This is a genomic window from Frankia nepalensis (assembly GCF_016786325.1).
In the GTDB taxonomy this organism is placed as follows: Bacteria; Actinomycetota; Actinomycetes; order Frankiales; family Frankiaceae; genus Pseudofrankia; species Pseudofrankia nepalensis.
Genome location: NZ_JADWYU010000088.1, coordinates 18,777 through 27,896 on the forward strand (window position 1 = coordinate 18,777; position 9,120 = coordinate 27,896).

Annotated in this window: 7 protein-coding genes; 5 read left to right on the top strand and 2 right to left on the bottom strand. The window is 75.6% G+C overall.

The window, feature by feature from the left end:
- The first annotated feature begins 133 nt into the window (after positions 1 to 133).
- From I6A81_RS05770 to I6A81_RS05785, 4 genes are all read left to right on the top strand, one after another.
- A complete protein-coding gene (locus I6A81_RS05770) occupies positions 134 to 637 on the top strand; it encodes a hypothetical protein (RefSeq protein ID WP_203004691.1) in 504 nt (167 codons plus the stop codon).
- 2 nt (positions 638 to 639) lie between these two features.
- Positions 640 to 2,028 carry a peptidoglycan-binding protein gene (locus I6A81_RS05775; RefSeq protein ID WP_238429646.1) on the top strand — a complete coding sequence of 463 codons (1,389 nt, stop codon included), beginning with the start codon at positions 640 to 642 and terminating at the stop codon, positions 2,026 to 2,028.
- A 95-nt stretch (positions 2,029 to 2,123) separates the two neighbouring features.
- On the top strand, positions 2,124 to 2,795 hold the full coding sequence (locus tag I6A81_RS05780) for an ABC transporter ATP-binding protein (protein WP_203004696.1): 672 nt from the start codon (positions 2,124 to 2,126) through the stop codon (positions 2,793 to 2,795).
- Positions 2,792 to 4,033 (top strand): ABC transporter permease, encoded by a 1,242-nt coding sequence (locus tag I6A81_RS05785; RefSeq protein ID WP_203004692.1) that lies wholly within the window; start codon positions 2,792 to 2,794, stop codon positions 4,031 to 4,033. Before I6A81_RS05780 ends, I6A81_RS05785 begins: the two co-directional genes overlap by 4 nt.
- 84 nt (positions 4,034 to 4,117) lie before the next feature.
- On the opposite strand, the gene I6A81_RS05790 is transcribed toward I6A81_RS05785, so the two are convergent.
- Positions 4,118 to 4,849: a response regulator transcription factor gene (locus I6A81_RS05790; protein WP_203004693.1), complete on the bottom strand. Its 732-nt coding sequence runs from the start codon at positions 4,847 to 4,849 to the stop codon at positions 4,118 to 4,120.
- Between the two features lie 50 nt (positions 4,850 to 4,899).
- The gene (locus I6A81_RS44725; RefSeq protein ID WP_285222659.1) at positions 4,900 to 6,381 is read right to left on the bottom strand and encodes a sensor histidine kinase; all 1,482 of its coding nucleotides are present in this window, start codon (positions 6,379 to 6,381) and stop codon (positions 4,900 to 4,902) included.
- Between the two features lie 186 nt (positions 6,382 to 6,567).
- Here I6A81_RS44725 and I6A81_RS05800 point away from each other — a divergent pair, with 186 nt between their 5' ends.
- Complete coding sequence (locus tag I6A81_RS05800) at positions 6,568 to 9,072, top strand: MMPL family transporter (RefSeq protein ID WP_203010117.1); 2,505 nt, start codon at positions 6,568 to 6,570, stop codon at positions 9,070 to 9,072.
- The last annotated feature ends 48 nt before the right edge of the window (positions 9,073 to 9,120 follow it).

The following is a 9,120-nucleotide window of genomic DNA, read 5'->3' on the forward strand; positions in this document are numbered from 1 at the left end:
TTCCCGTGCAGCGTGGCGCGGCCGGCATAACCAGCGGATAACCACCGCCGCCGGCCGTTACGGCCTGGTTATCCGCGGTGCCGTCGACTGGGCCCGTGCTCGGGCGCCGCCCGACTGGCGAGGGAGGAACCAGATGAAGCGAGCCAGAGGGCCGCTGACGGTCGTGGCCGCCGGCCTGGGCGTCGTGGCCGTGCTGCTGGCCGGGTGTGGTTCCGGGGGCGACGCCGCCGCCGCGCCCGGCGCCGGTGTGCTCGCCACCGCGACGACGTCACCAGCGCTGACGTACGCCGAGTGTATGCGTGACCACGGGGTCGACATGGCGGATCCGGACCCGTCCACCGGCGTTCCGCAGTTCGGCGCCGGTGTCGACCCGGCCGAGCCGGCCGTCCAGCAGGCGCTGGCCGCCTGCCAGGACCTGCTGCCCGCGGGCATCAGGGAGGAGCCGACCGAGGCGGACCTCGACGTCTACGTCTCCTTCGCGCAGTGCATGCGTGCCAACGGTCTGCCGGGCTTCCCCGACCCCCAGCCCGGCGCGGCCGGCGGCCTGTTCGCCGGCGCGGATGTCGACCGCGACGATCCGGCGTTCCAGCAGGCGGCCCAGCGATGCCAGGGCATCCTCGACGGGGCCGGCGCGTGACCATGGCCGCGACCAGGGCGAACGAGACGGGGGAGGCGAATGAGACCAATGAGACGAAGGGGGTGCCGGGGGCGACCGGGACGGGAACGGCGCGGGAGCCGAACGAGACGACGGAGACAAACGAGCCGAACGAAGCCACCAAGACGACGGAGACGAAGGAGACGGACGACACGGGAGAGGCGGGAGAGACGGACGAGGCAGGGGAGTCGAACGAGGCGGGGGAGTGGCCCGCGGCCGTCCAGCCGGCGGTGACCGGGCAGGCCGCGGGCAGCCGGCGGACGTCCGCCTGGGCCGCCGCGCGGGCATTGGTCGCCCGACTGGTGACCCCGGCGCGGCGCCTGCCTCGCCGGCAGCTGCTCGTCCTCGCGGGGGCGGGAGCCGTCGCGTTGGTCGTGGCCGCTGCGGTCGGGTTCGGCGGCGGCTCGCCCGCGCCGCCGGACGGCCCGGTTCCCGTGGCGACCGCGACGGTCGAACGCGGCACCCTCACCCAGACCCAGCAGGTCGGCGGCCTGATCTCCTACGGAGAACCCGTCGGGCTCGTCGCCTGGCAGCAGTCCGGAGTGGTCACCTGGATCGCCGCGCCGGGCACGATCGTGAAGATCGGCCAGCCCGTCTACGCCGTCGACGGCCGGCCGGTCATCCTCCTGCGCGGCACCGCGACGCCGTACCGGACGCTCGCCCCGGGCGTGGTGGGACGCGATGTGCGGGAGCTGGAAGGCAGCCTCGGGGAGCTCGGCTACTCCGGACCGACCGTCGACGACACCTTCGACGCCGCCACCGCCTCGGCCGTGGCGGCGTGGCAGGCCGCAAGCGGGCTGCCCGTCACGGGGACCGTCCCGCCAGACCAGATCTTCGTCCACGACGGCGACCTGCGGGTCGCGCTCCAGGCCCTCCCGGTCGGGAGCCGGCTAAGCGCGCAGTCCAACCAGCAGGTCATCACGTACAGCGGCACGACCCAGGTGGCGTCGATCCCCCTGGACGTGTCGCTGCAGCATCTCGTCCACGCCGGTGACCCGGCGACCGTCACCCTGCCGACCGGTCAACGCCTCGACGGCACGGTCAGCGACGTCGGCACCGTCGCGCAGACCATCGAGGAGCAGAACAAGACCTTCGTCACCGTGATCGTGTCCTTTGACGACGCCTCCGCGCTCGCCGGCGGCTTCGACTCCTCACCCGTGACGCTGACGATCGTCACGGGCCAACGGGAAGACGTGCTGACCGTGCCCATCACCGCCCTCATGGCGAACCCGGACGGCGGGTACGCGGTCCAGACGGTCAAGGACGGGCGGTCGACGTTCGTACCGGTCACCGCCGGCCTGTTCGCGAACGGCAGGGTCGAGATCAGCGGCGCGGGCGTCGCCGAGGGCGTCACCGTACGGGTCGCCCGGTGAGCCGGACTTCCCGGCTCGGCACCGCCGCCGCGCCGGAGCCGTCGAACTCGACGAAAACGCCGGCCGCCGCGGCACCCGTCGTCGTCCTCGACCGGGTGTCCAGGCGCTTCGGCCCAGTCAGCGCCCTGGTGGACGTCAGCCTGCGGATCGACCACGGCGAGCTCGTCGGAATCCTGGGGCCGTCCGGGTCGGGCAAGTCGACGATGCTCCACCTGCTCGGCACCCTCGACGAGCCGACCACGGGAACCGTCACCGTCGACGGCCATCTGGTCCACACGCTGAGCGACGATCAGCGCTCGGCCTTGCGCGCGCGGCGCATCGGCTTCGTCTTCCAGCAGTTCCACCTCGCCCCCGGCGTGTCGGCGCTGGAGAACGTGGCCGACGGGCTGCTGTACGCCGGCGTGCGCCGCCCGGAGCGGCTCGAACGCGCGCGCGCCACGCTCGCCCGTGTCGGTCTCGGCCACCGGGTCGGCCACCGGCCACACGAACTGTCCGGCGGCGAACGCCAGCGCGTCGCGATCGCCCGCGCGGTCGCCGGCGAACCGGCTCTGCTGCTGGCCGACGAACCCACCGGCAACCTCGACTCCGCGGCCGGGGCCGAGGTGATGGCCCTGCTGGGACAGCTCCACGCCACCGGAACCACGATCGTGATCATCACGCACGACCGCGACGTCGCCGCCGTCCTGCCGCGACGCGTCGAGATGCGCGACGGCCGCAAGGTCGGCGACAGCGCCGACGTCCGAATGCCTCAGGGAGCCCGCGCATGACCACCACCCGATCCGCGACGGACGCCGCGCCCGGCGCCGGCCGGGCGCTTCGCCCGGTCCGGCTCTCGGCCCGCGACCTCGTCCGCGTCGGCGCCGCCGGGCCGCGGGCGCGGCCGACACGCGTCGCGCTGTCCGCCCTGGGCATCGCGATCGGCATCGCGGCCATGATCTCGGTCGTCGGCGTCTCCTCCTCCAGCCGGGAGGACTTCCACCGCCAGATGGCGGCGCTCGGCACCAACCTGCTCACCGTCAGCCCGGGCCAGAACCTCTTCGGCGACCAGGCACACCTGCCGGCCGAAGCGGTCACGATGATCGACGCGATCGGCGACGTCGAGTCGGTCAGCGCGACGGGCCTGGTGCCGGACGCCCGGGTCTACCGCAACGACCGGATCCCGGCGGCGGCATCGGGCGGCATCGCCGTGCTGGCGACCGGGCTGGGCCTGCCCGGCACCGTCGGCGCCGACGTCGTCGCCGGTGCCTACCTCGACGCGGCGACGCAGGGCTATCCCGCGGTGGTCCTCGGATCGGCGGCCGCGGCCCACCTGGGTGTCGACTCGTCCGGGCCCGAGCAGCAGGTCTACCTCGGCGGCCAGTGGTTCACCGTCGTCGGCATCCTCGCCCCCGTCGGCCTCGCGCCCGAGCTCGACCGCGCAGCCCTCGTCGGCTGGCCCGCCGCCGCCGATCTCCTCGGCTTCGACAGCTACCCGACGACGGTGTACACCCGCGCGCATCCCGACCGCGTCGAGCAGACCCAGGCGCTGCTCGCGCGCACGGCCAACCCCGCGGCGCCGGGCGAGGTCGACGTCTCCCGCCCCTCCGACGCGCTCGCCGCGCAGCACGCGGCCGACTCGACCCTGGGCGCGCTCCTGCTCGGGCTGGGCTCGGTCGCGCTGCTCGTCGGCGGCATCGGCGTCGCCAACACGATGGTCATCTCCGTGCTCGAAAGACGAGGAGAGGTGGGCCTTCGCCGCGCTCTCGGGGCCACCCGGGGCGACATTCGCGACCAGTTCCTGGCCGAGGCGCTGCTGCTGTCCACCCTCGGCGGCCTCGGCGGGCTTGTCGGCGGCATCGGCGTCACCGCCTGCTACTGCGTCGTCCAGGGCTGGCCCACCGTCGTCCCGTCCTGGGCGATGCTGCTCGCGCTCGGCGCCACTGTCCTCATCGGCGCGGTCGCCGGGCTCTACCCGGCGACCCGCGCCTCCCGCCTGACACCCACCGAGGCACTCACCGCGCCGTGACCCCGCGCGGACCGCCGCGGGCCATGACTGCCCCTCCTGCCCCGCCGGGGGCCGACGCGTGCCCGTGGACGCCGACCGGCGCGGTCACGTCCCCGGCCGGAGCGCGGAAGCGAGGCCGGCGTCGAAGGCCGCGACGATGGCGCCGGCCCGGTCGCGCACCTCGAGCTTGAGGAAGATGCTGCCGACGTGCGCCTTGACGGTGCGCTCGCTGACCCGCAGCGCGGTGGCGATCTCCTGGTTGGTGGCGCCCCGCGCCATGGCGCCCAGGACCTGGCGTTCCCGGTCGGACAGCCGCTGGATGCGGCGTCGCAGGGCCGGGTCGCCGCGCGGCGCCGCTCGCAGGGCGGCCAGCAGCCGCCCGCTCGCCGACGGGTCGAGCCAGGTGCCGCCGGCCGCCACCAGCCGGATCGCGGCGATGATGTCGTCGGCTGGGCGGTCCTTCAGGATGAAGCCGGCGGCGCCGGCCGCGATGACGCCCCACAGGGCGTCGTCGTCGCTGAAGGTGGTGAGCACCAGCACGGGTGGATAGCCGCCCTGGCGCGCGAGGGCCCGCATCGCGTCGATCCCGTCCATACGCGCCATCCGGATGTCGAGCAGCACGATGTCGGGACGCAGCGAGCGCACCGCGGCCACCACCTCGTCCCCGTCGGACCGTTCCCCGACGATCTCGATCGGCGGCTCGTCCCCGCTCTCGCCTTCGGCCTCGCCGCTGAGCACCAGCGCGAGGCCGGCGCGGATCAGCTCCTGGTCGTCGACGAGCAGCACCCGGATGCCGGGTGCTGGCGCGGGATTCGCCGAGTTCGCGCCCGTGGCCATCGCACCGTCCCTCCCGTGACCGCTCCTCCCCGTCACCGTCCCCATTCGTCTCACCCCGGCGCCCGCCGGCGGGATCGCGACCCCGGCACCGAGGACGCTGGAACCGGTGGCGCCAGTGGCGCCAGTGGAGCCGGTGGCGCCAGCGGAGCCGGCGGCGAGGACCGCGCCGACGCCGCACCGATCGGGATGGCCGCCGTCAGCACCCACGAGCCGTCACCGGGGCCCGCGCTGAAGGTGCCGCCAAGGGCGTGCACCCGCTCGGCGACCCCGGCGAGGCCCATGCCGGACCGGTGGTCGGCGCCGGCGGGCGGCGCGGTCCTGGCGCCCGCCGACGGAAGATCGTTGCGGACACGGACGTGGGCGCACCCGGCGTCGATCCGCACGTGGACCTGGGTCGGCGTCGCGCCGGCGTGGTGCAGCACGTTCGCGAGCGCTTCGCGCACGGTCCGGAAGAGCACCGAGCCGGCGGCCGGGTCGAGGCCGCGGAGGTCACCCTCGAGCTCGAAGCCGACCGGGAGCCCGCTTCGGCGGTACCCGGCCACCAGGTCGCCGACGTCCTGCGCCACCGGCAGCGGTCCCGACCGGAAGGCGACGGAGCCCTGCTCGTCGCGGAGCAGGCCGACGACCTGGCGGATGCCCGCCAGGCTCTCCCGCCCGACGGTCTCCGCGCGGGCGAGCGCCTCGTCCGCGCGCTCGGGTGCCCGCCGCATGGCCCGGCGCGCCCCGGTGATGTTCAGCAGTGCCACCGCGAGGGAGTGCGCCACCAGGTCGTGGACGTCCTGCGCGAGCCGCCGCCGCTCGTCGGCGGCCGCGGCGGCGACCAGCCGGCCCTGCGCGTCGGTCAGCTCGTCGGCCATCTCCCGTGTCCGCCGCAGGATGAAGCCGGTCGCCGCGCCATACCCGAGCGCCGCCGCCCAGAACAGCGAGCCGTCCGAGACATAGCCGGCGTCGCTCCCGGCGACCGCGTCGATCACGTCCAGGTGGTGTCGCAGGAAGGTCATCGCGACGCCCAGCGCCAGCACGGTGGCGTTGAGGAATACGGAGGCCGAGCGCAGCGCCACCCAGGTCGCCGTGGTCACGGCGATCAGCAGGACCAGCTTGGGCGCCCGCAGGCCCACCAGCGCGCCGACCAGGGCCAGGTTCCAGACGGCCCCGGGCAGCGCCGGCACCCGCGCGCCGAAGAGTTCCAGCGCGGCCGGTACCAGCGTGAGCCCGACCAGGGCGAGCAGCCACGGGTCGTAGCCGACCGTGACCATCACGAGCGCGCCGGCCACCGCGGTCATGCCATGGACGACCAGGTCGGCGGATCGCGCCATCCGGTCGGTCGGGGACCGGCCCGGGCCGGCGCCTCCGCCGCTCCCGCGCCGGAAGGCGGCCCGGGCCCGGTACCGCGTCGCCGCTGCGGTGACGACGCGGTACCGGGCGCGGCCGATCCGGGCCCAGGCCCGGGCCCTGACGGCGCCTCTGGGTTCTTCCGGTGCCGCGGCGGTGAGCGCGCCGGTCTCGCCCGCGGACGTCGCGGTCTCAGTCATCTCGGATCAACGGTACGGCGGATCAGCGACGGCCGCGTCGTACCACGGTCCAGTCCTCGCCCCGACCGCGGTCCCTGCCCGGGCTGGCCGGGATGCCGGGCGGCGATGTCCGCGGGCCCGATGCCACCGGCTCCGGGAGCTGGCGTACTCGCGTCAACCGGATCGCGCATCACGGACGAGGTGACCATGACGACCATTCCGCCGCTCGCCGCGTTCCCGCCTGGCGTTCCCGCCCGGCCGCCCGACGCCGCCGGTCCCGGCGGTCCCTGCGGTCCCGGTGGGCCCGGCGGCGGATCGACCACGGGTGGGGGGCTGGCCGCGTGGCTGGTCGGGCACCGCCGGCTGGTCGCGCTGGCGGTCCTTGCCGGACTCGCCCTGCTGACCCTGCTGCGCGCCGTCGCCGGCGGCTCGCTGGCCCCCGGCTCGGAAACTCCACGCGACGCGGAGTCGGCGCGCGCCGCGGCCATCCTCGCGCAACGGTTCGACGTCGTCCCCGCCGGCCTGGTGCTGATCGTCGGCGCGGGCGGCGACCGCCCGGCTGAGGACCGCCCGGCTGACGGCCGCTCCGCCGACGGCCCGGGCGCGCCCGGCGCCGACCCCGCCGACCCCGCCGACCCCGCCGACCCCGGCCGCCTCCCGGCCCGGGTGGACGACACCGCCGTCGCCCAGGCGGCGGCCGGGCTGCGTGACCGGCTCGCCGGCATGCCCGGCGTCAGGTCGGTCATGTCCTACTGGGACACCGGCGCCGAGACGTTGCGTTCCGCGGACGGGCGCTACGGCCTCGTGCTCGCGAGCCTCGCCGGTGACGACGCGGAGCGCATGAAGCTCGCCGAACGGCTCGCGGACCGGTTCCGCTCGGGGAGCGCGCGCGAGCCGGCCGGTGGGACGAGCGCGTTGACGGTCGGCGTGACGGGCACGGACGTGATCGCCGCCGAGGCCGCCGAGCGCAGCGAGTCCGATCTCGTCCGCGCCGAGCTGTTCGCGTTTCCGGTGCTGCTAGCGCTGCTCGTCCTCTACCTGCGCCGGGCCCGGCTCGCGCTGGTGCCGGTGGCCGCCGGCGCGGTCGCCGTGTTCGCCGGGATCAACGTCGTCGGCCTGCTGGCCGCCGTGACGAACATGTCGACCTTCAGCACGAACATCACCGTCGGCCTGGGCCTCGGGCTGTCGATCGACTACGCGCTGCTGCTCATCGCCCGCTACCGAGAGGAGGCCGCTCGCGGGGGCACGGTGGACGAGGCGCTCGTCCGCGCGGTCCAAGCCGCCGGGAGGACCGTCGCGTTCTCCGCGGCCACGGTCACCATCGCGCTGATCGGCCTGGCGATCTTCCCGCTTCCGGCCCTGCGCTCGATGGCGTACGCCGGCATGGCGGCGACGGCGCTGGCCGGGCTGTCAGCCGTGCTGGTGGTGCCGCTCCTGCTGGCGCTGCTGGGCGACCGGGTCCACGCCCGCGCCCGCCGCCGCGGCGGACCGGCCGCCGGCGCCCAGGCGGCCGGCGCCGAGGGCGGTTTCTGGTACCGGACGGCGATCGTGGTCATGCGCCGGCCGTGGGTGGTCGTCGCCCCGACGGTCGCCCTGCTGGTGATGGCGGCCTTCCCGGTCGCGCACCTCTCGCTCGGCGTCAACGACGACCGCAACCTGCCGGCGGCCAGCGAGGCCCGGGCCGCCGCCGAGATCCTGCGCGCGGAGTTCGACGGCCGGGAGGCCAGCCCGCTGCGGGTCGTCGGCACCGGCGTCGCCCAGGCCCAGGGCGGCGGCCCCGCCGGCGGCGGCGTGGTCGCCGGCTACGCGGCGGCGCTGTCCCGGGTGGACGGGGTGGCGCGGGTGGACGCGCCGGACGGCAGCTACCTCGACGGCCGGAGAGTCGCGAACGCCGCGCGGGCGGGAGCGGGCAGCCGGATGGCCGGTGACGCGGTGCACCTGACGGTGGTCCCCGCGGTCGAGCCGATCTCCGCCGCGGGAACCCGGCTGGTGCGCGACGTGCGCGCGGTCCCGGCGCCGTTCCAGACGCTGGTCGGCGGCCAGGCCGCGCAGCGCGTGGACACCATCGACGCCCTCGCCGCGCGCGCCCCGGTGGCGGGCGCGGTGATCGTGTTCGTCACCTTCGTCGCGCTGTTCCTCCTGCTCGGGTCGGTGGTCGTGCCGCTGCTCGCGCTGGCGCTGAACGCGCTCGCGATGGGAGCGACCTTCGGCCCGCTCGTCTGGATCTTCCAGGACGGCCACCTGTCGGGCCTGTTCGGCTTCACCGCCACCGGCAGCCTGCCGGCCGGGATCCCGGTCCTGGTCTTCTGCGTGGCCTTCGGCGTGTCCATGGACTACGGCGTCTTCCTGCTCTCCCGGGTCAGGGAGGAGCACGCCCGTGGCCGCGACCCGGTTGGCTCGGTGGCCGTGGCGCTCGGGCACACCGGCCGGATAGTGACCTTCGCGGCCGCGCTGCTCGCCGTCGTCTTCGTCGGCTTCGTCGCCTCCTCCGTGACGTCGTTGAAGCTGCTCGGCCTGGGTCTCACGATCGCGGTCCTGCTCGACGCCTGCGTCCTGCGGGGCCTGTTGATGCCCGGAATGCTGCGGATCGTGGCCCCTGTCGCCTGGTGGGCACCGGCTCCACTGCGGCGCCTGCATTCCCGGCTGGGTCTCGCCGAGCACGCGGCCGCTCCTCCCTCCCCGCCTGCCGCCCCGCCCCCCGCCCCCCCCTAAGCCCCCCGCCAGGCCCCCGCGGCGCCCGGGCCCGGGGTGGTTTACACA